Source organism: Micromonospora sp. WMMD967 (genome assembly GCF_029626165.1).
Lineage (GTDB): Bacteria > Actinomycetota > Actinomycetes > Mycobacteriales > Micromonosporaceae > Micromonospora > Micromonospora taraxaci.
The window spans coordinates 2,177,462-2,200,570 of sequence record NZ_JARUBK010000001.1; the positions used below are offsets into that span (position 1 = coordinate 2,177,462).

The 23,109-nt window shown below is 71.1% G+C and carries 21 protein-coding genes and 1 pseudogene; 16 read left to right on the forward strand and 6 right to left on the reverse strand.

Going from position 1 to position 23,109, the window contains the following annotated elements:
- Positions 1-28: 28 nt before the first annotated feature.
- The gene (locus tag O7631_RS10295; protein WP_278144031.1) at positions 29-1,333 is read left to right on the forward strand and encodes an MFS transporter; all 1,305 of its coding nucleotides are present in this window, start codon (positions 29-31) and stop codon (positions 1,331-1,333) included.
- Between the two features lie 10 nt (positions 1,334-1,343).
- On the opposite strand, the gene O7631_RS10300 is transcribed toward O7631_RS10295, so the two are convergent.
- Together O7631_RS10300 and O7631_RS10305 are read right to left on the reverse strand one after the other, a co-directional pair.
- Positions 1,344-2,045 carry an RICIN domain-containing protein gene (locus O7631_RS10300; RefSeq protein WP_278144032.1) on the reverse strand — a complete coding sequence of 234 codons (702 nt, stop codon included), beginning with the start codon at positions 2,043-2,045 and terminating at the stop codon, positions 1,344-1,346.
- Between the two features lie 59 nt (positions 2,046-2,104).
- The gene (locus O7631_RS10305) at positions 2,105-2,575 is read right to left on the reverse strand and encodes a YbaK/EbsC family protein (RefSeq protein ID WP_278144033.1); all 471 of its coding nucleotides are present in this window, start codon (positions 2,573-2,575) and stop codon (positions 2,105-2,107) included.
- Between the two features lie 93 nt (positions 2,576-2,668).
- On the opposite strand from O7631_RS10305, the gene O7631_RS10310 reads away from it, so the two are divergent.
- The 9 genes from O7631_RS10310 to O7631_RS10350 all read left to right on the forward strand — a co-directional run bounded on the left by O7631_RS10310 (position 2,669) and on the right by O7631_RS10350 (position 11,647).
- Entirely contained in the window at positions 2,669-4,066 is a 1,398-nt protein-coding gene (locus tag O7631_RS10310) for an FAD-binding oxidoreductase (RefSeq protein WP_278144034.1), read from the forward strand.
- Positions 4,063-5,406 carry a class I SAM-dependent methyltransferase gene (locus tag O7631_RS10315; RefSeq protein WP_278144035.1) on the forward strand — a complete coding sequence of 448 codons (1,344 nt, stop codon included), beginning with the start codon at positions 4,063-4,065 and terminating at the stop codon, positions 5,404-5,406. The genes O7631_RS10310 and O7631_RS10315 overlap by 4 nt, the downstream gene beginning before the upstream one ends.
- Positions 5,407-5,506: 100 nt before the next feature.
- Positions 5,507-6,064, forward strand: a complete 558-nt coding sequence (locus O7631_RS10320) for a helix-turn-helix domain-containing protein (RefSeq protein WP_269680981.1) — start codon at positions 5,507-5,509, stop codon at positions 6,062-6,064.
- On the forward strand, positions 6,057-6,926 hold the full coding sequence (locus O7631_RS10325; RefSeq protein ID WP_278144036.1) for an SRPBCC family protein: 870 nt from the start codon (positions 6,057-6,059) through the stop codon (positions 6,924-6,926). The genes O7631_RS10320 and O7631_RS10325 overlap by 8 nt, the downstream gene beginning before the upstream one ends.
- Before the next feature lie 171 nt (positions 6,927-7,097).
- Positions 7,098-7,331, forward strand: a complete 234-nt coding sequence (locus O7631_RS10330; RefSeq protein ID WP_145785856.1) for a zinc-ribbon domain-containing protein — start codon at positions 7,098-7,100, stop codon at positions 7,329-7,331.
- Positions 7,332-7,338: 7 nt separating this feature from the next.
- Positions 7,339-7,515, forward strand: coding sequence for a hypothetical protein (locus O7631_RS10335; protein WP_278144037.1), 177 nt, complete (start codon positions 7,339-7,341; stop codon positions 7,513-7,515).
- 167 nt (positions 7,516-7,682) lie between these two features.
- Positions 7,683-10,004, forward strand: a complete 2,322-nt coding sequence (locus O7631_RS10340; RefSeq protein ID WP_278144038.1) for a bifunctional diguanylate cyclase/phosphodiesterase — start codon at positions 7,683-7,685, stop codon at positions 10,002-10,004.
- 50 nt (positions 10,005-10,054) lie between these two features.
- A complete protein-coding gene (locus O7631_RS10345) occupies positions 10,055-10,813 on the forward strand; it encodes a MerR family transcriptional regulator (RefSeq protein ID WP_278144039.1) in 759 nt (252 codons plus the stop codon).
- A 60-nt stretch (positions 10,814-10,873) separates the two neighbouring features.
- Entirely contained in the window at positions 10,874-11,647 is a 774-nt protein-coding gene (locus O7631_RS10350; protein ID WP_278144040.1) for a hypothetical protein, read from the forward strand.
- Positions 11,648-11,654: 7 nt separating this feature from the next.
- Here the strand turns inward: O7631_RS10350 and O7631_RS10355 are convergent, their stop codons facing one another.
- Together O7631_RS10355 and O7631_RS10360 are read right to left on the reverse strand one after the other, a co-directional pair.
- Positions 11,655-12,983, reverse strand: a complete 1,329-nt coding sequence (locus O7631_RS10355) for a serine hydrolase (protein WP_278144041.1) — start codon at positions 12,981-12,983, stop codon at positions 11,655-11,657.
- A gap of 148 nt (positions 12,984-13,131) precedes the next feature.
- On the reverse strand, positions 13,132-14,685 hold the full coding sequence (locus O7631_RS10360) for a gluconokinase (protein ID WP_278144042.1): 1,554 nt from the start codon (positions 14,683-14,685) through the stop codon (positions 13,132-13,134).
- 169 nt (positions 14,686-14,854) lie between these two features.
- Here O7631_RS10360 and O7631_RS10365 point away from each other — a divergent pair, with 169 nt between their 5' ends.
- The 3 genes from O7631_RS10365 to O7631_RS10375 all read left to right on the forward strand — a co-directional run bounded on the left by O7631_RS10365 (position 14,855) and on the right by O7631_RS10375 (position 17,881).
- Complete coding sequence (locus O7631_RS10365) at positions 14,855-16,000, forward strand: hypothetical protein (protein ID WP_278144043.1); 1,146 nt, start codon at positions 14,855-14,857, stop codon at positions 15,998-16,000.
- Positions 16,001-16,045: 45 nt separating this feature from the next.
- Positions 16,046-16,555, forward strand: a complete 510-nt coding sequence (locus tag O7631_RS10370) for a hypothetical protein (RefSeq protein WP_278144044.1) — start codon at positions 16,046-16,048, stop codon at positions 16,553-16,555.
- Between the two features lie 117 nt (positions 16,556-16,672).
- Entirely contained in the window at positions 16,673-17,881 is a 1,209-nt protein-coding gene (locus O7631_RS10375; RefSeq protein ID WP_278144045.1) for a hypothetical protein, read from the forward strand.
- 22 nt (positions 17,882-17,903) lie between these two features.
- Here O7631_RS10375 and O7631_RS10380 read toward each other — a convergent pair whose 3' ends face one another.
- Positions 17,904-18,341 (reverse strand): VOC family protein, encoded by a 438-nt coding sequence (locus tag O7631_RS10380; RefSeq protein ID WP_278144046.1) that lies wholly within the window; start codon positions 18,339-18,341, stop codon positions 17,904-17,906.
- A gap of 73 nt (positions 18,342-18,414) precedes the next feature.
- On the opposite strand from O7631_RS10380, the gene O7631_RS10385 reads away from it, so the two are divergent.
- The 3 genes from O7631_RS10385 to O7631_RS10395 all read left to right on the forward strand — a co-directional run bounded on the left by O7631_RS10385 (position 18,415) and on the right by O7631_RS10395 (position 21,883).
- A complete protein-coding gene (locus tag O7631_RS10385; protein ID WP_278144047.1) occupies positions 18,415-18,714 on the forward strand; it encodes a helix-turn-helix transcriptional regulator in 300 nt (99 codons plus the stop codon).
- A 38-nt stretch (positions 18,715-18,752) separates the two neighbouring features.
- Entirely contained in the window at positions 18,753-19,517 is a 765-nt protein-coding gene (locus O7631_RS10390) for an alpha/beta hydrolase (RefSeq protein ID WP_278144048.1), read from the forward strand.
- Positions 19,518-19,729: 212 nt separating this feature from the next.
- Positions 19,730-21,883 carry an MMPL family transporter gene (locus tag O7631_RS10395; RefSeq protein WP_278144049.1) on the forward strand — a complete coding sequence of 718 codons (2,154 nt, stop codon included), beginning with the start codon at positions 19,730-19,732 and terminating at the stop codon, positions 21,881-21,883.
- Positions 21,884-21,909: 26 nt separating this feature from the next.
- Here the strand turns inward: O7631_RS10395 and O7631_RS10400 are convergent.
- Positions 21,910-22,489, reverse strand: a pseudogene (locus O7631_RS10400) (DUF3427 domain-containing protein); the annotation flags it as partial.
- Positions 22,490-23,109 lie beyond the last annotated feature (620 nt).

Consider the following 23,109-nt stretch of genomic DNA (forward strand, 5'->3'; position numbering starts at 1 on the left):
CGCGGTGAACCCCGCCCAGACTGGTCCGGTGACCAAGAACCGCCGTCTGCATCCCGCCTGGCTGGTCGCCGCCGTCGCCTTCGTGGCGCTGGTCGGCGCGGCCGGCTTCCGCGCCACCCCGTCGGTGCTGCTGCACCCGCTGCACGAGGAGTTCGGCTGGCCACTGGCCACGATCTCGGCGGCCGTCTCGGTCAACCTGCTGCTCTACGGGCTGACCGCGCCGTTCGCCGCCGCCCTGATGGACCGGTTCGGCATCCGCCGGGTGGTGTCGGTGGCGTTGCTGCTGGTCGCCGCCGGAAGCGGCTTGACCGTCTTCATGAACGCCAGCTGGCAGCTCCTGCTCTGCTGGGGGGTCCTCGTCGGGCTGGGCACCGGTTCGATGGCGTTGGCGTTCGTGGCCACCGTCACCGGGCGCTGGTTCGTCCGCCGCAGGGGCCTGGTCACCGGGGTGCTGACCGCCGGCGGGGCCGCCGGGCAGCTGGTGTTCCTGCCACTGATCGCCATCCTGGTACGCGACCACGGCTGGCGGACGGCGGCGCTCGTCGTCGCCGGAGCGGCGCTGGCGGTCGTACCCCTGGTGGTGTGGTTCCTGCGCGAGCACCCGGCGGACCTCGGTCTGCCCGCCTACGGCGCGACCGAGGTCGTTGCCGCACCGCCGGCGACCGGTGGCGCGGCCACCCGAGCGGTCGGCGCGCTGGCGGCCGCGGCCCGGACCCGGCCGTTCTGGCTGCTGGCCGGCGGGTTCGCGATCTGCGGGGCGACGACCAACGGCCTCGTCGGTACGCACTTCGTGCCGGCCGCGCACGACCACGGCATGCCGCAGACCACGGCGGCCGGGCTGCTCGCCCTGGTGGGGCTCTTCGACATCGTCGGCACCATCGCGTCGGGCTGGCTCACCGACCGGGTGGACAGTCGGTTGCTGCTCGGCCTGTACTACGCGCTGCGCGGACTGTCCCTGCTCGTGCTGCCGAGCCTGTTCTCCGGCACCGCCGAGCCGAGCATGCTGGTGTTCATCGTCTTCTACGGCCTGGACTGGGTGGCCACCGTGCCGCCGACGGTGGCGTTGTGTCGGGAGTACTTCGGTGGGGCCGGCGCCGTCGTGTTCGGTTGGGTGTTCGCGGCGCACCAGTTCGGCGCGGCGCTCGCCGCGACCGGCGCGGGGCTGGTCCGGGACCGGCTCGGCGACTACGCGATGGCCTGGTACGTGGCGGGTGCGCTGTCGATCGGCGCTGCCGGCCTGTCGTTGCTGCTGCGTCGGCGACCCGGTCGGCCGGTGCCGGAGGCCGTGCTCGCCGCCGCGACCGCGCCGAGGGCGTGGAGCTTCCGAGGCTGAGACCGGGCCGTCAGCTCAGGGTCCACTGCTGGGCCGGTCGGCCGTCGCACTGCCGCTGCCGGACCTCGTCGCCCGCCTCGATGCCGTCGTCGTCGGCCTGCGCGCACTTGCCGCTGTGCACGGCGACAAGCAGCACCGGGCCGGTGCCGGTCGCGGAGAGTCGCCACTGCTGGTTGGCCTCGCCGTGGCAGGGGAACTGCAGGATCTGCGCACCGTCGTCCCGACTGCCGCCCTCGACGTCCAGGCACTGACCGTGGGCGGCGTTGGTCAACGTCACCACGTCCGCGCCGATCGGGTTGACCACCCACTGCTGTTCCGGGCCGCCACTGCACGTGGCCAACTGGGCCTCGGCCTCCTTACCGTCGCCGTCGAGCCCGAGGCAGAGCCCGGAGGCGACCCGGAACACCTTCGGCCCGGTGGGCGGCCCGGCCGGGGTGGTGGGTGACGGTTCGGCGGGTGCGGTCGGGCTCGGCTCGGCCGCCGGTTCGGTCGGCTCCGCCGCGGTGGAGGGCGTACCGACCGCCGCCGGGACAGGCTGCTCGGCGTCCCCGCCGAACACCCCGGTCGCGAAGACCACCCCCAGGAGCGCGCCGACCACCCCGACCGCCAAGGCGACCCGCAGCAGCGGGTCGGACAGCGGCCCGGGGCGCGGCGCCGGTCGCCCGCCGTAGACGGTGCCGGCGGGGTCGGGGCGTTCCTGGGGCGCGGACATACGCGCCATCCTCGCCCACGGCGGCGCGCCGGAGCCAGTCCGGCGGGGCCGTGCAGCGCTCAGCGGGCGGGCTGCGGGTCGGTGACGTCGGCGACGGTGGCGTCGAGGGCGACGATCGCGGCGTCGGCGTCCACCGCCACGGCGAGGCCACGAACGCCTGCCCCCAGACTGATCTCCCGGCCGCGCAGCCGCTCGTCGGCGATCACCGGCCAGGCAGTGCTCGCGCCGAACGGGGTGATGGTGCCGCGTTCGTAGCCGGTGGCGGCCCGTGCGCCCGCCGCGTCGGGCATGGAGAGCCGCTGCACCCCGAGCAGCGCGCGCAGCTTGGGCCAGGAGACGACCCGGTCGCCGGGGGTGAGCACGAACAGGTGATCGTCGGCACCGCGACGGACCACGATGGTCTTCACCACATCGGAGACGGCCACGCCCTGGGCCGCTGCTGCCTCCGCGAGACTGCGGACCTCACCGTGGCTGAGCAGCCGATACGGGAGTCCGGCGGCGTCCAGGGCGGTGATCGCGGGCGATGGCATGCCCGCCACGGTAACCGTCGGGCACCCTGCCGGACGGGAAACTGCCATCGTCGACATCCCACGGTTTTCGAAACGCGAGCGTAAGGTGATCACATGCGCGCTGAGCGTGTGGATCACCCCATTGACCATGATGAAGCGGTGGACACGCTGCGACGGTCGTACGCCGCGGTGCCCACGGGCGAGCCTGTCCGGCTGGCCAAACGCACCTCCAACCTGTTCCGCCCCCGGTCCGCTCCACGGACCCCGGGCCTCGACGTGAGTGCCCTGAACGGGGTGCTGTCGGTCGACCCGACCGGCCGCACCGCCGACGTGCAGGGCATGTGCACGTACGAGGACCTGGTCGACGCGACGCTGCCGCACGGGCTGATGCCGCTGGTGGTGCCGCAGCTGCGCACCATCACGCTGGGCGGCGCGGTGACCGGCCTCGGGATCGAGTCGACCTCGTTCCGCAACGGCCTGCCGCACGAGTCGGTACGCGAGTTGGACATCCTCACCGGCTCCGGCGAGATCGTCACCGCCCGACCCGACGGGGAGCACGCGGACCTGTTCACCGCGTTCCCCAACTCGCTGGGCAGCCTCGGCTACGCCACCCGGCTGCGCATCGAGCTGCAACCGGTCGGCCGGTACGTGGCGTTGCGCAACGTCCGGTTCACCCGACTGGAGGCGCTGACCGACGCGATAGCGGAGGTGACCGCGACCCGCTCCTGGGCCGGCGAGCCGGTCGACGCGATGGACGGGGTGATGTTCAGCCCCGGCGAGGCGTACCTGGTGTTCGCCACGTTCACCGACGCCGCCGATCCGCCCAGCGACTACACCGGCCAGGCGATCTACTACCGGTCGCTGCGCCAGCGCACCCGTGACGTGCTCACCGCGTACGACTATCTGTGGCGCTGGGACACCGACTGGTTCTGGTGCTCGGCGGCGTTCGGCGCGCAGCACCCGGTCGTCCGCCGGCTCTGGCCGGCCCGCTACCGGCGTAGCGACTTCTACCACCGGCTCGTGCGACTCGAACACCGACACCAGGTGGCGGCCCGGATCGACCGGCTGCGCGGCCAGCCGGCCCGGGAACGGGTCGTGCAGGACGTGGAGATCCCGCTGAACGAGACGGCGGACTTCCTGCGCTGGTTCGCCAGCACAGTGGGGATGAACCCGGTGTGGCTCTGTCCGTTGCGACTGCGTGAGCCGGCGGGGCCCGGTTCGGCGCGGTCCTGGCCGCTGTATCCACTCCGGCCGGGGCAGGACTACGTCAACATCGGGTTCTGGGGGAGCGTGCCGATCGCGCCGGGCGCCGCCGACGGCGACGTCAACCGCACGATCGAACGCAGGGTGTCGGAGTCGGGCGGGCACAAGTCGCTCTACTCGGACGCGTACTACGACCGGGACGCCTTCGACCGCCTGTACGGCGGCGACACGTGGCGGGCGGTGAAAGACCGCTACGACCCGGACCACCGGCTGACGGGACTGTACGAAAAGGCGGTAGCACGAGCATGAGCCTGACCGACAGAGATCAAGGGGCGGCGAGCGTTCCCGCCACCCCGCCGGCGGGGGGCCGGCACACGGGTCCGACCGTGGCGGATGTCGTCCGCGCGGTCACCACGGGACCACTGCCGGTGCGGATCACCGGGTACGACGGCAGCGCCGTCGGCCCGTCCGACGCCGGCATCACCCTGGCGATCCGTTCCGAGCGTGGCCTGTCGTACCTGCTCACCGCCCCTGGCGACCTGGGCATGGCCCGGGCCTACGTCAGTGGCGACCTGGCGTTGCAGGGGGTGCACCCGGGCGACCCGTACGAGGCGTTGCGGGTGCTCAAGGACGAGCTGCGGTTGCGCCCACCGTCGCTGACCGACGGGGTGGCGCTGGTCCGTGGGCTGGGCTGGGAGCGGCTGATGCCGCCGCCGGCACCGCCGCAGGAGGCGCTGCCCCGGTGGAAGCGGGTGATGAACGGGCTGCGGCACTCCCGGGTCCGGGACAGCACGGCGATCTCGCACCACTACGACGTCTCCAACGCCTTCTACGAGAAGGTGCTCGGTCCGTCGATGACGTACACCTGTGCGGTCTACCGGTCCCCGGACGACACGCTGGAGCAGGCCCAGGCGGCGAAGTACGACCTGGTCGCCGGCAAGCTGGCGTTGAAGAAGGGGATGCGGCTGCTGGATGTGGGCTGCGGCTGGGGCGGCATGGTGCGGCACGCCGCGCGCGAGTACGGCGTGAAGGCGCTCGGGGTGACCCTGTCGAAGGCGCAGGCGCAGTGGGCGCAGGCGGCGATCGAGCGGGAGGGGTTGACCGGGCTGGCCGAGGTGCGGCACATGGACTACCGGGACGCGCCGGCGGAGCAGTTCGACGCCGTCTCGTCGATCGGGTTGACCGAGCACATCGGGGTGCGCAACTACCCGACCTACTTCGGGGCGCTGCGCAGTCGGCTGCGGCAGGGTGGGCGTCTGCTCAACCACTGCATCACCCGCGCGGACAACCGGGCGCCGCACCGCTCCGGCGCGTTCATCGACAGGTACGTCTTCCCGGACGGCGAGTTGGCCGGCCCGGGCCGGCTGATCAGCGAGATCCACGACGCCGGGTTCGAGGTGCACCACGAGGAGAACCTGCGCCAGCACTACGCGCTGACGCTGGCCGCCTGGTGTCGCAACCTGGTAGAGCACTGGGACTTCTGCGTGTCCGAGGTGGGCGCGGGCACCGCCCGGGTGTGGGGGTTGTACATGGCCGGGTCGCGGATGGCGTTCGAGCGCAACGGCATCCAACTGCACCAGGTGCTGGCCACGCACAACGGCCCGGACGGGGTGAACGGCTACCCGCTGCGACCCGACTGGTTGCCCTGACCATCCGCTGAGTGCTGCGGGAAGCCGCGTCGAGAACGTCGGCGCGGCTTTTCGCGAAGCGATTGACAAACAAGTTTTGTACGTACAAACTGATTTTGCCATGAGAGACGTCCTGTACCTGGAGCAGATCGAGCAGGCCGAAGTCCTGCTCAAGCCGCAACGCGTCGAGGTGCTGCGGCAACTGGCCGAACCGCGCACCTGCACCGAGGTCGCGGCCCGACTCGACCAGACGCCGCAGCGCGTCTACTACCACGTCAAGCAGCTCGTCGCGGCCGGCCTGGTCGAGCTGGTCAACGAGCGCAAGGTCCGCGGGATCACCGAGGGCATCTACCAGGCCGCCGCCCGGTCCTACTGGCTGTCCCCACGGCTCGTCGGCCGGATCGGGCTGCGCCGGGCCCGCGACGAGCTGAGCCTGGGCTACCTGCTGGACCTGATGGAGGAGGTCCAGGCCGACGTCGCCGCCCTGGACCGGGCCGCACCCGAGCTGCCCTCGATCGGCGTCTCCGGCGAGATCCGGGTGCCGGCCGAGCTCCGCCCGCAGTTCCTGCACGACCTCCAAACCGCACTTCAGGACCTGTTCACCCGCTACGGCGGCAGCGAGGGAGATGCCTTCAAGCTGGCCGTCGCCTGCTATCCGAAAGGAAACGACAATGAGTGAGCCGATGAAGGTTCAGGCCCGCCTCTCCGCGCCGGTCGGGCGCGTCCGCAAGGCTCTTACCAACCCGGCCGAGCTGCGTCTCTGGCTGGCCGAGCACGCCGAGGTCGAGCTGCCCCAGCGGTACGAGTTCTGGGGCCGCTACACGCCCGAGGGTGACGCCCCGCACCAGCGGCTGCTGCACGCCGACGACGACACGCTGCGCTTCAGCTGGCTGCTCGACGGGGTGGAGACCACCACCGAGTTCCAGTTGACCGCCGAGGGCACCGACAGCACAGTGCTGACGCTGACCCAGAGCCACTTCGACTTCGCCGAGGCGATGAGCGGCTCCAGCATCCGGGGCGTGCTCCAGACGTACTGGGCGCTGTCCATCGCCAACCTGGCCGCCCACGTGGAGGGCAAGCCACTGCTGCCCCGCACCGACTTCACCTCCGCCGACCTGCGCGGTGAGCTGGTCATCGCCGCCCCCGCCGACAAGGTGTGGGAGTCACTGACCGACTCCGAGCAGGCCAGCGCCTGGTTCGGCTACCCGATCGGCATCGAGCCCTGGGTCGGTGGTCGCTACGCCATGGGCGGCTTCGAGACCGGTTACGCGGCCAAGATCGTCGACCTGGAGCCCGGCCGGCGGATGTCGGTCGACTGGGGGCCGACCGGCGTCACGAACTGGGAGCTGGCCGAGTCCGACGGCCGGACCACGCTGACCTTCGTGCAGAGCGGCTTCGACGAGGCCAACCCGCCGTACGGGGCCTGGAGCGGCTCGGTTGCCGGGCTGTTCGAGCTGCGCCGCTTCCACGAGGTGCCGAACTGGCAGCCGATCTGGATCGCCGAGGAGATCCCCGGCCTGGAGCCCCAGCCGACCAACTGAGCCGCCCCACCCTCGGCTCACGTCACGCGAGCCCAAGATCCGAGCAACATCGGGGAAACTGCTGCCTCCAGCCGCGCGGAGGCAGCAGTTTCCCCGTACTTGCGCGGATCTTGTGACGATCCAGCGGTGGGATCTGGTGACTTTTCGCGATGGAGTGGGTACTGGCGGGCGATGTTCTTCATCTTTGGTCTGCGTACCAAGGTCGACCGGTCCGGTGTCGTGCAGCAGGTGTGCCGACACTGCGGCAACCACGCCGCGCAGGTGATCACCCGACGAGCGACGAAATTCACGCTCTTCTTCATTCCGCTCATCCCCATCCGCACCCGGTACGCGCAACAGTGCACGTTCTGCGGTGCGGAGTACGAGATCGCCAAGGCCGATGCCCAGCGCCTCCCGGTCGGCTGATCCGTCGATGGAACGCTTCCTCTGCTGGCTGATCGGTCGACCGACGCCCCCGGTCGACGTGGCGGTGCACACTGTGGCCCGTCCGCCCTGCACCCCCGGCCGGCGCAAACGCCGTCGGGCACGCCGCCCTCAGGCCGGCACCACACTGCCCCGCTCACCCTGGAACCGCTCCGCCGGCCGCTGACCGAAGAACGTCGCATGTGGCCGGAGGGCTACCGCACCTTCGGTCATCAACAGGCCTGCCGTTCGGCCCTGGCGGGCCATCCGGCCGCTGACTAGGCTTTGCGAGGTTTGCCGGGACCGGTCCTCAGCGTCGAGGGTGCACCACGAGAGAGAGCCGGAGCGTTCGCCGTGTCACCACAGGACGTGAGCCAGGCCGTCGTGGTGTCGACCGCGTCGGCACCGCCCGCGCGTCCCGACCCCGCCGACCGGCGCGCGTCGACGAGCCTCCGGGCGGGCCGTTTCGGTCTGCTGGTCGCCGGCACGGTTCTGGCCGTGGAGGCAGCCTGGTTGGTCGCCGCCCTGCCCGCGGCCGCGCTGGTCAGTGACGTCGGCGCGTTGGTGGTCGCCGGTTGGGCGACGCTCGCGTGCATCGGGGTTGCCCGTCGGCATCCGGCGCCGCTGCGCAGGTTCTGGGCTCTGCTCGCCGGCACCATGGCGCTCGCCGCTGTGGGCCGGGCGATCTGGACTGTGCAGCGGCTCGTCGGCGACGACCTGCCGCACACGCCGGTGGTCGGGGTGGTCTTCACCGCCGGCATCCTCACCGGCACGGCCGCGCTGCTCAGCTCACCGTCGGCGCCCCGCTCGGCGGTGGGGCGGGCCCGTACCCTGCTGGACGGGATCATCGTCGCCCTGGCCCTGGTGCCGATCGCCTGGGTGCTGGTCTACCGCGGGGTCGCCGCCGCCGAGTTGGCCGACTCGGCGCGCACGTTGGGGCTGCTCTACCCGATGTTCGACCTGATGCAGCTCACCATCCTGGTCGCGGTGTCCGGCCCGGCCCGGCCGATGTGGCAGCCGATGAGCCTGCTCGCGGGGAGCCTCACCCTGCGGGTCGTCGCCGACGTCGTCTACGTGTCGCTGGTCGCCCGCGCCGACTACGCCGCCGGTCACCCGATCGACCTGTGCTGGCCGCTGAGCTACCTGTTGATCGGCCTGGCCACCCGGAAGCCACCGCCGCCGGACTGCGACGGCACCGACGACACCGCCGAGTCACCAGTGCCGCCGTGGTGGCGCGGGGCGTTGCCGTACCTGCCGGTGGGCGGGGCGATCATCGCGGTGGTGCTGGCCCGGCGGCCCACCGGGCAGACCCCGCAGCTGGTCTTCGTGACGATGATGGTGCTGCTGGCGGCGCTGGCCGTGCGGCAGGGGTTGGCCGCCAACGAGAACCTGCGGCTGGTGGCCCGGCTGCGCCGACTCGCGTACGCCGACCAGCTCACCGGGCTGCCCAACCGGCTGCTGTTCAACAGGCGACTGCGCCTGGCCCTGCGCGACGACCGACCGGTGGCTGTGCTGCTGCTCGACCTGGACGGGTTCAAGCAGGTCAACGACCGGTTCGGGCACGCCACCGGGGACACCCTGTTGACCGGGTTGGCGGCCCGGATGCGGGATGCCGTGGACGGCGACGGGACGATCGCCCGGCTGGGCGGCGACGAGTTCGCCGTGCTGGTCGACGGCGACCGTCCCGTCCCACCGGAGCGGCTCGCCGAACGGCTGCTGGACGCGCTGCGGCCCTCCGACGACGAGGAGGACGTCGGGGTGCACCCGTCCGCGAGCATCGGCATCGCGGAGTTCGGTCCGCAGCACGCCTCCCACACCGACCTGCTGCGTGACGCCGACATCGCCATGTACGCGGCGAAGGCGGCCGGGAAGTCCGCGTACCGCACGTGCACCCCGGCGCTGCGCGAGTCGGCCGTGTCCCGCGCCGAGCTGATCGCCGACCTGCGCCGGGTGGTGGACGAGGACCAGCTGCACCTGGAGTTCCAGCCGATCGTGGACCTGGGCACCGGCGCGGTCCGCAGCGCCGAGGCGTTGGTGCGGTGGCGGCATCCTCGCCTGGGGATGCTGCCGCCGTCGAAGTTCCTGCCGTTGGCCGAGGAGACCGGGTTGATCCTGCCGATCGACAGGTGGGTGATCCACGAGGCGTGCCGGGCCGCCGCCACCTGGCGGGGCCGTGCGCCGGAGGCGACCGTCGCGGTGAACATCGCCGCGGCGCATCTGCGTCGCCCGGATCTGATCGCCACTGTCACCTCGGCGGTGAGCGCCGCCGGGCTGGCCCCGCGGGCGTTGACCCTGGAGTTGACCGAGTCGGCGTTGATCGAGGGCACCGAGACGGTGCTGGAACGGCTGCACCAGCTCCGCGAGTTGGGCATCAAGATCGCGATCGACGACTTCGGCACCGGCTACTCGTCGCTGAGCTACCTGCACCGGATCCCAGCCACCGAGCTGAAGATCGACCGTTCGTTCGTGGCCCGCCTGGGGTCGGACGACCGCGCGTACGCCACGGTGGAGATGGTGACCCGCCTGGCCGGCGCGTTCGACCTCGCGGTGGTCGCCGAGGGGGTGGAGACCGAACGGCAGCACGAGGCGGTCGCCGCGATCGGCTGCCCGCGCGGTCAGGGCTATCTGTACGGGCGGCCGGACAGCCCCACGAGGGTGGGCCAGAATCGGGCTTGACCCTGACGTAACGGCAGGCGGCAGCCTGGTTCCCGGAAGGGAGGGGGACCATGGCGTACACGGTGGGTCAGGTGGCGAAGCTGGCCGGCGTGACGGTTCGGACGTTGCACCACTACGACGAGGTCGGGCTGCTCTCGCCGAGCGGGCGGACCTCGGCCGGTTACCGCCGCTACGACGACGCGGACCTGCAACGGCTGCAACTCGTCCTGTACTACCGGGAGCTGGGTTTCCCGCTTGAGGAGATCACCGCGATCATCGACGACCCGGCGGCCGACCCGGCCGCGCACCTGCGCCGGCAGCACGAACTGCTGACGGTACGGATCAAACGGTTGCAGGAGATGGTCACGGCGATCGAGTTCGCGATGGAGGCGAGCAAGTTGAACATCCAACTCACTCCCGAGGAGCGGTTCGAGGTCTTCGGTGACTTCACGCCGGAGGAGCACGAGGCCGAGGCGGAGCAGCGCTGGGGCGACACCGACGCGTACCGGGAGTCGAACCGGCGGGCCTCGCGCTACACCAAGGAAGACTGGCTGCGGATCAAGGCTGAGAACGAGGACTGGGGCCGGCGGATCGTCGCGGTGCTGGCCTCGGGCGCACCGGCGGACGGACCGGAGGCGATGGAGTTGGCCGAGGAGCACCGGCAGCTCATCAGCCGCTGGTTCTACGAGTGCTCGTACGAGATCCACACCGGGCTGGCTGACATGTACATGGCCGACGAGCGGTTCACCGCGCACTACGAGAACATCGCCCCGGGGTTGGCCGCGTACCTGAACGAGGCGATCCACGCCAACGCGATCAGCCGCTCCTGATCGACCGGGAGGGCGGTCCGGCTAGTCTGGCCGGACCGCGCCGCCCCCGGGGAGTTGACAGTGCAGAAGCCGAAGCTGATCGCCGCTGGTGTCATTCTCGCGGTGGCCGTCGCCGCCGGGGTGTGGGCCCTTGTGGGCACCGGGGACGAGCCCGACGCGGGTCGCCCGGTGGCGTCGGCGGGTCCGACCGACCCGGTCGGTGTGCTCAAGACCGCCGCCGGGAAGGTCGACCAGCAGACCTACAAGCTGACATTGAGCAGCGGCGGGACGACGGGCGGGGACGGCACCGTGGTGCTCTGGGACCCGAGGGCGAAGCGTGGTCTGGAGACCACCTCCCTGAAGGTGCCCACCGGTGAGGTGAAGATCGAACGGCTCACGACCGGGCCGGACGTCTACGTGCGGGTCAGCGCCCCGGACCGGCGTGTTCCGGTGTGGGACGGCAAGACCTGGTGGCACGTCGGTGCTCCGGGTTCACCCCCCGCCAACAAGGGGCTGGACAACACCAGGTTGGCCGGCACGCTCAGCACGGCGACCGCGGTGCGGCAGACCGCCACGCGGGAGTACGCCGGGACGCTGGACCTGCGCGAGAGCAGCGCGGTGCTGGGCGAAGGGGTCGGCAACGTGCTCGGTGACCGGGCCGGGGCGGTGCCGTTCACCGCTGCCGTCGACGAGCAGGGGCGACTGGTCCGCTACCGCATCGAGTTGGCCAGCAAGGAGTCGCAGACCGCCCAGCTCGACCTGACGTACTCGGACTTCGGGCTGGCGGTGTCGGCGGACCCGCCGGCGGCCGACCTGGTCGGCGAGGACCCGCCGGCGAACATTCCGGGCGCCTGACGCCGGTTCATTCCTCGACCGCCCCGTCGACGGGGGTGACCAGGAAGTCGTAGACGGTTCGGGCCATCCGGCGGACTGTCTCGTCGCCGCTGGCCATCGGTCCGGCGGTGAGGAACGCGACGGCGGTTTCGGTGCCGGGGATCAGGTAGTAGCCGACGTCGTGGGAGGCGTCCGGCAGGTCACCGGTCTTGTGGGCCACCGGCACCCCGGGTGGCAACGCGGCCGGGATCTTGGTGTTCAGGGTCTGTTCCCGCATGAATCCGATCATCAGGTCCCGGGAGGCGGGGGTGAGGATCTCGCCGTCCCAGACCGCGCCGAGCAGGGACACCACGTCGTCGGGGCTGGTGTAGTTCTCCTCGCCGCGCTGGGCGGCGGCGCTGTCGAGCATCCGGCGGGCCAGGATGGTGGACCGCTGGTTCATCGAGTCGATCAGCGCGTTGACCGGGGCGAACCCGCCCAGGTAGGTGATCAGCACGTTCGCGGCGACGTTGTCGCTGTACTTGATCAGATACTGGGCGAGCCGGTGCAGGGTCACCACCTGCGGGAACGTCTCGAACTGCAACTGGCCGGTGCCGCCCACGATGTCCTCCGGGGTGACCAGCACCCCGTCGTCGAGGGAGACCTGTCCACAGTCGACGCGGCGGAGCAGTTCGACGAGGATCCACAGTTTGATCACGCTGGCGGCCTTGGGCCGGAGCGAGCCGTTGACGGCGATCTGCTGGTCGCCGTACCGACCGGACAGGTCCCGGACGGTGGCGCCGGCCGGGTTGAGGCTCGCGTCCGCGACCACCCGGGCGAGCTGCCCGCTGAGCGGGAAGAGCCGGGCTCCCGCGACCGGGTCGGTGGGCGGCTGCGGGCTGGTGACCACCACACCGGTCAGCTCCACCGGCGGGCGGTGCGGGGGGATCACCTCAAGGGCGCCCTCGCTGCGCCCGACCAGCGGCACCCGGTAGCGGTAGGCGACGCCCCCGACCACCACCGCGCCGCTGGCCACACCCGCGGCGACCCGCATGTTCGGGTCGGCGACCCGGCCGGTGTCGCCGTCGCAGGCGCGGTAGCGCACCGTGTGCCCGAGCGAGTCCACAGCGAACACCCCGCCGGGAAACGACAACCAGGACACCTCGCTGGTCGGCGCCCGCTCCGGCGTCGGGTCCAGGCCGGGCTCGTGACCCTCGCTGTCCGCGTACCCCGGCTCGGTCTGCTGCGTCGGGTCCGCGACGGGCCCGTGGTCCGGGCCGTCCGCGGTGGCCGGCCCGGTCGTCGCGACCACGGCGAGCGCGACCGCCGCCGCCAGCCACTTCAGGGGTACGCGGACAGAGCTGTCGCTTTTTCTCACGTTTGCACGATATGAACCGGCGGGGGCAGGTGGGGTCGCTGGGACGGGGTGTCATCCGTCCGGGCGGCAATGTCCTCGTGAGCGTGATGCCACAGCGGAATCAAGATGCCACAGCGGAATCAGTGTCAGTGGTGACACTGCCCCGACGTCACCTCGGCTTTCCGTCCGACGGTTCGGGTTCGGCGGGTAGGCCGGGTGCCATCCGGCGGATCGAGGTGAAGGCGGGCACCAGGGCGTCGTACAGCTCGGCGAAGAGCGGCAGCAGCCCCGCGTAGGTGGCGGAGGTGGCCGGGTCGGGGCGGATTGTCTCCTCGATCCGCACCAGGTCGGCGGCGACGTCGATGCTGGGGATCAGCCCGAGCGCCTCCATGCCGAGCAGCGCCGCCCCGAAGCTCGACCCCTCGTGGGCCGCCGGGAAGCTCACCGGCATGCCGAGCACGTCGGCGAGCATCTGCCGCCACAGGCCGCTGCGGGCGAACCCGCCACCGGCCCGGATCTCCCGGACCTCGTTGCCGGCGGCCCGCACCGAGCTGAGCACCAACGCGAGCTGCTGGCAGACCCCCTCCAGGGCAGCTCGGACCAGATGCTCACGACGGTGCCCGTGGGTCAGCCCCACGTACGCCCCGCGCGGCAGGGCGCTCCAGTGTGGTGCCCGTTCGCTGTGCAGGTACGGCAGCATGAGGAGCCCGCCCGAACCGGCCGGCGCGCGGGCGGCGAGGGCCACCAGGTCCTCCTCGGAGTGCTCGCCCAGATCCGGGGCGAGCGCCGCACCGGCCCACTTGAGCACGATGCCGCCGTTGTTGATGGCACCCCCGACCGCCCAGCGCTGCTCGGTCAGCGCGTAGCAGAACACCCCACCGAGCGGGTCCACGCCGGGCCGTTCGACCATCACCCGCATCGCGCCGCTGGTGCCGATCGAGCAGGCCACCATGCCGGGGTGCACCGCGCCCAGACCAAGGTTCGCCAGCGGCCCGTCGCCGGCGCCGACCACCACCGGCGTGCGCTGCGGCAGGCCGGTCTCGGAAGCGGCCTGCGGCGTGAGGTCGGGCAGCACGGCGGTGGTGGCCACCAGTCGGGGGAGTTTGTCAGCGGTGATGCCGGCGATGCTCAGCGCCTCGCTGTCCCACTCCAACCTGTGGATGTCCAGCAGGCCGGTGGCCGACGCGATCGAGTGGTCGGTGACCAGCGTGCCGCAGAGTCGCAGCAGCACCCAGTCCTTGATGCCCACCCAGTGCGTGACCTTCTCGAAGAGTTTCGGCTCCTGCTCGGCGAACCAGAGCAGCTTGGGCAGCGGCGACATCGGGTGCATGGGCGTGCCGGTGCGCCGGTGCAGGGCCAGCCCGGACGGCACCGCCCGCAACCGCTCGGCCTGCCGCGTCGAGCGTGAGTCGGCCCAGGTCACCGACGGGGTGAGCGGGTTGCCGTCCGAATCCAGCCCGATCAGGCTGTGCATGGCCGAGCTGAACGACAGCCCGGCCACCGGCTGGACCAGCTCCGCCACGACGATGCTGATCGACCTGAGCACCGCGTCGAGGATGAGTCGCGGGTCCTGCTCGGCGTAGCCGGGTTGCGGGTTGTCCAGCGGGTAGCCGAGCGAGTGGCTGCCCAGCTGTTTTCCGTCGGTGTCGTACGCGACGGCCTTGGTGCTGGTGGTGCCGATGTCGACCCCGATCACGACCCCGGGCGCGGTGACTGGCGGCACGACCGTCACCTCCTCGGGAAACGTGAACGCCGGAACCAGTATCGCCCTATCGTGCGGGATGCTCCGCCGATCGGGTAGTTTGCCCGTTTCGGCGTGTCCGAGCGCCACGCCGCCCCGGTTAGACCTGGTGACAACCCAGATTGGTGGTCTGCGCGGCGAAGGAGTCGGCGTGGCAAAAACTGATTCGACGGGTTCCACATGGCGGTACCGGTGGGCGCACCGGCAGAACGTGCGGCGGGTCAGCACGTACCGCGGTGCCGAGGCGGCGTGGCGGCGGCGTGCCGACGAGTTACGGCGACTACGCGCCCTGGCCGCCGACTTCCAGGGCTCGGCAGCGGCCGGTGCCGGCCTGCCCCTGGAGTTGGCCGCCGACGAGGTGGTGCTCTGGGTGCTGCCCGCCGCGCAACTGATCGAGGTACGCCACACCACGGTCCTTCCCGCGCCGGACCTCACGATCGCCCGACCGGCCGGGCCGCTACGCCCGCGCCGCCCCGACGGCGTACGCGTCACCGACGCCGGCATGGCCGTGATCACCAGCCGTCGACTGGTGCTGCTCGGCGGACGCGGCCGGCGCGACTGGGCGTACGGCCGGATGACCGGCCTGGCCCACGACCCGGCGGCCCCGGTCACCCTGATCCAGGTGCTCGACCGGCGGCACACCTCCGGGTTGCTGTTGCCCGTCGACGCCGCGGCGGATTTCCGGTTCAAACTGACCCTGGCCTTCGCCGACGCGATCGAACAACGCGCGGCGGTGCTCGCCCAGCTCGACGAGTTGATCGCGGAGCACGCCCAGCTCAAGCCGTTCCGCCCGGCGGCGGCCACGCCCGGGCAGGCCCGGCTGTCGTCGTTCGTGCCCGGCGGCCGGCGGACCCTCGCCGTGGCGGCGGCCATCGCGTTGCTGGTGCCGGCCGCGCTGATCGAGTCGGACCCGTCCGACCCGGCGGAGGTCGCCGTCGCCGCCACCCCCGCGCCCACGGCAAGCGTGACGCCTCCACCGAAGCGCCCGGCGACTCCGGGGCCCGCGCTCAAGCCTTCGTCGCCGAAGCCGACGAAGTCGCCACGCCCGTCGCCCAGCACCACCCCCCGGGGGCCGCGCTGCGGGGCACCGGAAAACCCGCTGGGGTACGACTTCTGCGGCGGTACGCGGATCCGCAAACCGGCAGCCGAGGTGTGCGACTGGTTCGACTGCGTACCGCAGTTCTGGGCCGGTCGGGGTTACCTGGTGCAGTGCCGCGACGGTTCGGTCAGCCTGGCCGGCGGTCAGCCCAAGGCCTGCGCCGACCACCAGGGAGTACGGCGGACCGTCACTAAATGACCTGTTTGTCCTCCGGAATCCTCTTCGGTCGGCCAGAATGATCGAGTGGAGATCCGGTCTGACGATGGTGCCCGGGTGCGGATACGCCCCGTCGGCTACCAGCCCGGCATCGACCCGCCCGACGACCCCGAAGGGGCGACGCCCGGCTGGCACGACTGGCTGCTCATCGAGGTGGACGCCCGCACCTCCGACGGTCAGACCTGGTCCCACCACTACCCGAGCCTGATGGTCGAGGAGGCCCGCGCGCTCGGCGGCTGGCTGCACGGGCAGGCCACCGCCGCCCTCGGGCTGAGCGCGCCACCGGCACTGGTTCGCTTCACCGAACCCAACCTGGCCCTACGCACCCGGGTGCTCCGCCGCCGGCGGCTGGAACTCATCGTGGAGTTCTCCGCCGAGTCACTGCCCCCGTGGATGCGCCGCCCCGCCAGCGCCATCTACCCGCTGATCCTCACCGTCTCCGCGGACGCCCTCGCCACCGCCGCCGAACACTGGGCCGAGCACTGCGAGGCGTACCCACCGAGGGCCCGTCACGGTTCCCGGTCCGCGACCCGATGACCGACCGCCGCCGCGCCGGCTGATCACCTGCAATTCTCTCCTTTCGGGCGCAACGGGATGCATCGATCCCGGTCGCGTTGCCTGTCACGTACGTGAGCGGTTGTAACGCATGTGACCGTGACCTCTGTGGCCTGTGCCCCCTGGCGGATCGCCTGGGCCGAGCGCGAGAACGAGCGCCGGCAACGCGCGTACCGCGACGCCAGCGACGCCTGGCAGCGCCGCGACGACCACCTGGCCCGGCTCCGCGTCGAAGCCGCCGGCTTCCTCGGGTGTACGCAGCCCCGCACCGGCCTTCCGGTGGACCTCGCCGACGACGAACTCGTCTTCCGCGTCCTCCCCGTCGCCACGCTGGTCGAGGCCGAGGCGCGGCACGTCCCCGGCCTACCCACCCCGGGCGGCGCTTGCTCCTACGCCGATGCCTGGTCTGAGGCCCTGCCGCCGGGCCTACGGGCCGTCGACACCGGCATGGCCGTCGTGACCAGTCACCGGGTGGCCTTCGGCGGGCGTGAGCACCGGCGCGAGTGGCGGTACGCCGACCTGGTCGGCCCCGCCCACCACCCCGACACCCCGTTCACCCTGCTGCCCGACCACAGTCGACTCTCCGGGCTGCTCGTCCCCGCCAACGCCGTGGTGAACTTCCGCTTCTACCTCACCCTCGCCGTCGCCACGGATCGCACTGCCGTCCTGGCGCAGGTCGACGCGCTGCTGGCCGCACACCGGGCGGCCCGGCCCGCGCCTATCGTGCTGGCGGAACCCGACGACGCACCCCTGACCGCGGTACGCCCCGACCGGCGGGCGCTCGGTGCCGCCGCCATCGCGGCTGTGGTGTTCGCGACGGTCGGCCCGGGCGCACTCGGCCCTCGCTCGTCTGGCGTGGAGTTACCGGTGTCGGTGCAGCGGGCCGAGATCGCCGCCCTGGACGTGCCCAGGGTCGCCCCTGTGGCGTTGCCTCCCGTCGGGCCGGTGGCACCCCGCTCGCGCGTCGGTACGGCCGCCAGTGCCGTCTGGAGCCCGCCACACACCCCGGCCGTCCGGCCGTCGACTGCCGCAGCCGTCTCCCGAGCGGTGTCACCTGCCGTCACGGTGGCCGAAGCGCCGGCAGTCACCCCGTCGGCCGTCCCTGCTCCGTCGCCCACCTCGGCGCCGACCCCTGGGCCCACGACGGAACCGTCCACATCACCCGTTCCGACGCCGCCCGTCGCGTCGACCTCCCCGACTCCGACCCCCACCGAGACGCCGTCGCCGAACTCGCTGCTGGCGGTCTGCCTGGATCCGCTGCAACTGCCGCTGCTGGACCCGCTGCTCTGCCCGCCTCCGACGCCCTGATCCGTGTGCGTGCCTACGCAGCTCAGCCCATTGCGCTGAAGTCAGGGACGGTCAGGGTGCCGTCGTCCGCGAGAGCGAAGCCGGGATTCCACGCGATCTCCCAGACGTGCCCGTCCGGGTCGGCGAAGTAGCCCGCGTAGCCGCCATAGAAGGTCTCCCGGGCCGGCTTGGTCACCGTGGCACCAGCCTTGGTCGCCGTGGCGATGACCTCGTCCACCTCCTCGCGGGATCGGACGTTCTGCGCGAGAGTCATCCCACCGAAGCCGTCCGTGCCTGGGTCAGTGATGCCGGCGTCGTCGGCGAGTTTGTCGCGGCCCCAGAGGACGACGGCCAGGCCGCCGGCCTGGATGAAGACCGTCTCCTCGACCTCCTGGCCCCGCCAGCCGAGCTGCTCGTAGAACGCCTTCGCGCGGGCTACGTCCGCGACTCCCAGGGTGACGAGACTGATCCGCTGCTCCATGGACCTCAACCTAACGCGTCTGACCTCTTCCGCAGCTCGATCCCATAGCATCGATGCTATGAGGGGACGTGTGATGAGTGATCGCGTGGATTGGAACGACCTGCGTGAGCGCCGGATGGCGGAGCCGGGAGCATCCGAGACCTACGAAGCCACCCGGATCGCCTTCGAGCTTGGGCAGGAGGTACGCCATCTGCGCGAAGGGCATGGCTGGAGTCAGAGCCAGTTGGCTCGCGCCGCCGGCATGACTCAGTCCGCGGTGGCCCGCTTCGAAGCAGGCGGAACGGTGCCGACGCTGCCGGTGCTGGAGCGTCTGGCCCGGGCTCTGGACCGGAGGCTAGACGTCAGGTTCACCTCCGATGCGGACGCGGCCTGACCGCATCCGAAACAGTGGTTGATCTAGCATGCTGAGGCATGCGGGGGTTCTTCACAGTCGGCGGTCTGAAGCTTTCCTACCTCGACTTTGGCGGGCCGGGCACTCCACTCCTGGCTCTGCACGGGCACTACAACGAAGCGTCGGCCTTCGCGCCGCTGGCGGAGGCGTTGGCGGCGCGGTGGCGGGTGATCGCGCTCGATCAGCGTGGGCATGGTGAATCCGACCGAGCCGAGAGCTATGAGCGGGACGACTACGTCGCCGACGTCGACGCCTTCCACAGGCATCTGGGAGTCGGCCCGGTGGCCGTGCTGGGCCACTCGCTCGGCGGAGTGAACGCCTACCAGTACGCCAGCCGGCACCCGGACCGGGTCACCGCGCTGGTCGTCGAGGACATCGGCGCGGTCGTGAACTGCGACTGGTCGTTCACCACCCGACTCCCTCGCGATGCGCCATCACGCGAAGCGTTGGCCTCGGCAGTGGGTGCGGCGGCTCCCTATCTGGAGTGCTCTTTCCGTCAGTCGAAGGGCGGCTGGGGCTTCTCGTTCGACATCGATGACACGGTGGCGTCCCAGAAAGCGCTCAACGGCGACCACTGGAACGACTGGGTGTCGGTGACCTGCCCGACCCTCCTGATCCGCGGAACGCGCAGTGACGAGCTGACGGCCGCTCACGCGCGCGAGATGATCACCCGTCGCGACGATCGAGCGACGCTTGTCGAGCTGCCAGCTGGTCACGTCGTGCATCACGATGCGCAAGCGGAGTTCGCCGCTGTGGTCAGCGCCTTTCTGTTGGACACCGAGTGAATCCTTAGGCGGCGATCGTTCGGGCGGTGGGGTACACGTCGTCGGCGAGCCTGTCGCGGCCCCAGCTGAAAAGCACGCGCCTGACACTCCCGCGCGTCCGAAAAGGATTAGGTCGTGACGGTACGCTGCACATCGGTAGCGCAGGGTGGCGATCGGTATCCATGGCCGCCTCGCCACCAGACGTCGGTTGTGCCGGACACACGGGGGGAACCATGTTCGAGCGGCTGGGCAGATTCGTCGTGGGCAGAGCGTGGTGGGTGATCGCCGGGTGGGTGGTCGCGGCAGCCGCCATCATCCTCACCACACCGTCCCTGAGCGACATCACCTCCGCCGACCAGGAGAGCTTCCTGCCTCGCTCGTACGAGTCGGTGCAGGCCACCGAGCTGGGGCAGAAGGCGTTCCCGCAGCAGGCCACCGCGACGGCAACCATCGTGGTCAAGCGCACCGACGGGCAGAAACTCACGTCGGCGGACGAGGCGAAGGTGGGCCAGCTCGCCCAGTCGCTCAAGGCCAAGAACATCCCGCGTACGTCCGGCTACCTGACCGGCCCGCCCGCGGTCGCACCGGACAAGTCGGTGCAGATCATCAACGTCGGGCTCGACGCACCCACCCCCGACGACCCGGCACTGCTCGACGCCGTGCGCGACCTGCGCGCGGACATCGGCCCGGAGCTGGCGAACAGTGGGCTGACCGCGGGCGTGGCCGGTGACGTGGCGAGCTTCGTCGACAACGAGGACACCTTCAACAACGCCTTCGCCGTGGTCGGCGTCGCGACGATCATCCTCATCATCGGACTGATCCTCGTCATCTTCCGCAGCCCCATCGCGGCGCTGCTGCCCGTGGTGGTCGTCGGCGTCGTCCTGAGCATCACGACGGGTCTCGTCGCCGCCGCCGGCAAGGCATTCGACCTCAGTGTCAGCCAGGATCTGCAGACGATCCTGCTGATCGTGCTGTTCGGCATCGGCACCGACTACATCCTGTTCCTGCTCTTCCGCTACCGGGAGCGGCTGCGCGCCGGCGACGACAAGCGCACCGCGATGATCGTCACCGTCCAGCGGGTCGGCGAGGTTATCACCTCGGCCGCCGGAGTGGTCATCGTCGCGTTCCTCGTGCTGCTCCTCGCCTCGCTGGGCTTCTTCGGCTCCCTCGGTCCAGCGCTCGCGATCGCGGTCGGCGTCATGCTGGTCACCTCGCTCACCCTCATCCCGGCGGTCGTCTCCCTGCTCGGCCGGTACGTCTTCTGGCCCTCGAAGGCGTGGCAGCGTGCGCCCAAGGCCACCATCTGGCACCGGCTCGGCAACACCGTCGGGCGCCGTCCGGCGCTTGTCGCGGCGGCCTCCGGTGTCCTCCTGGTCGCGCTCGCCGCAGGCGTGCTCGGCTACAAGGCCGACTACGACTTCAGCGCCGGCTTCCCGCAGGACACCGAGTCGGCGAAGGCCGCACAGGACCTACAGCGCGGGTTCGCCGCCGGTGCGCTCGCCCCTACCGAGGTCTACCTGACCACCAGCAACGGGTCGCCACTGAACGAGCAGCAGGTCAACGACTTCGCGGCGGCCGTGGCGAAAGCCCCGGGTGTGGGCCAGGCGCAGCCCCCGGAGCGCAGCACCGACCCGAGTGTGGCCCGGGTCAACCTGCTGCTCAACGAGAACCCGGTCTCCAACAAGGCGATCAACCTCGTCCGCGACGACCTGCGCGATGCCGTGCACACGGCGGCCCCGCCGGGCACCCGGGCGCTGGTCGGCGGGACCACCGCGATCTTCGCGGACATCAACTCGGCCAACAACCGCGACCTGTCGGTGATCCTGCCGGTCGCGGCCGGCCTGATCGCGCTCATCCTCGCGCTGCTGCTGCGCAGTCTGGTCGCGCCGATCTACCTCGTGATAGCGGTGCTGCTCAACTTCGCCGCCACGCTGGGCGCCACTGTCTACCTCTTCCAAGGGCTGCAGGGCGAGCCCGGCGTCACCTTCCAGCTGCCGATCATCCTCTACCTCTTCGTGGTGGCAATCGGGACTGACTACAACATCCTGATGATCGCCCGACTACGCGAGGAGGCGCGGGAGGGCAACGAGCCGCACCAGGCCGCCGCCATCGGGGTCGAACACGCCGGCCCGACGGTCGCGGCAGCAGGCTTGATCCTGGCCGGGACGTTCGCGGTGCTGCTGCTCGCTCCGATCTCGTTCCTGCAGCAGATGGGCTTCGCGGTGGCGATCGGCATCGTGCTGTCGGCGTTCGTCATGTCGATGTTCTTCGTGCCAGCGCTGACCGCGCTGATCGGGCACAAGGCGTGGTGGCCGGGCCACGGCGACGAGCGACCAGCCGGCGGGCCGCACGTCCCGCCGGAGCCGGAGGCCGTGGCGAAGGGGTAGCCGGGCGAGCGGACGGACGGCCGATATCAGGCGGCGATGGCCCGAGCTGCGGCGTACATGTCGGCGGGCAGCGCGTGGTGCAGCTTCCAGAGGATGCGCATGGGTCGGTCGCCGGTGTGCTCCTGGTACGTCATCGGCCCGGCGTACAGGTACGGCGGCGCGCCCAGGTCGCGGTCGGGAATCCGGGTCTCCCGGACGAAGAGGTGCACTGTCGAGCCGCCCGACGCGTAGCGCTGCCCGGTCGCTGACGCCGACGAGGTGGTGCTCTGCGGCTCCCACTGGAAGAGGGTGTCGGTGATGGCCCGGTCGGCGTACATGGTGGTGGGGGAGTAGTGCGCCTCCGACTTCACCAGCGTGACGAAGAACAGGTCGGCTTGGGCGTCGGGCAGCCACTTCACCCCCTCGCGCAGCGACCCGGGGTTGGTCATCCCGAAGGCGGCACATGCCTCGTTGCGGCTGTACCGGGCGTGCACCCGCAACGGCACTGCACCGGGAGAGACGGTCGGCGTCACCCGGTGGATGCGATGCCGCAACACCTCGGCGACCTGCCGCAACTCCGCGCAGCGGTTCCTTCCACAGCCGTGCCAGCCGCTCATCGCGCTTCGTGGCCGCCAGCACCGGTCGGCGGCCACCCGTGCGCGCTGGTCTCGTGCACGGTTCGATCGCGGATCTCGCGGACGTCGAGCACGGCGGGTAAATGGAAGGCCAGCCTGTACTGAGTGGGCTGCCGTCGCTCTTATCGGAGTGCGACCCCCGCAGCGAGAGCGGTTAGGGCTGATGGTTGGGGGCGGTCGAACAGGGCGATTGCCGGGCGTCGCGGCTGGCCCCAGCAGCCCGGTCGATCTGCGGCTGGCGCAACAAAACGATGCTGCCGGCCTGGCAGCACCGACGTAGCGTTGTCGGATACCGGACAGACCTCCAAGTACATCGGGCCGCCGTTGACGTTCTCTGGCGGTGGTTCGGCCCACGAGGCAGGGAGCCGGACGCGGCGATGACCAGCGAGGACGCGTCACACCCATGACTGATTGTCTTGGGGCAATATCGACAGCCGGGGTAGTTGACAGCGCAAATAGGCCAGCGTGGACCGGCTGAACAGCCGAGTACTTGGGGTCCCGCTAGCAGGACTCAGGGCGATAGGGTCCGAAAATCGTCAGTGGAAGTGGGGTGGCGGTGCTTACTGAGCTGGCGCTGCCGCATGGGGTGAAGGCAGAGTGTGTGGACGCGGT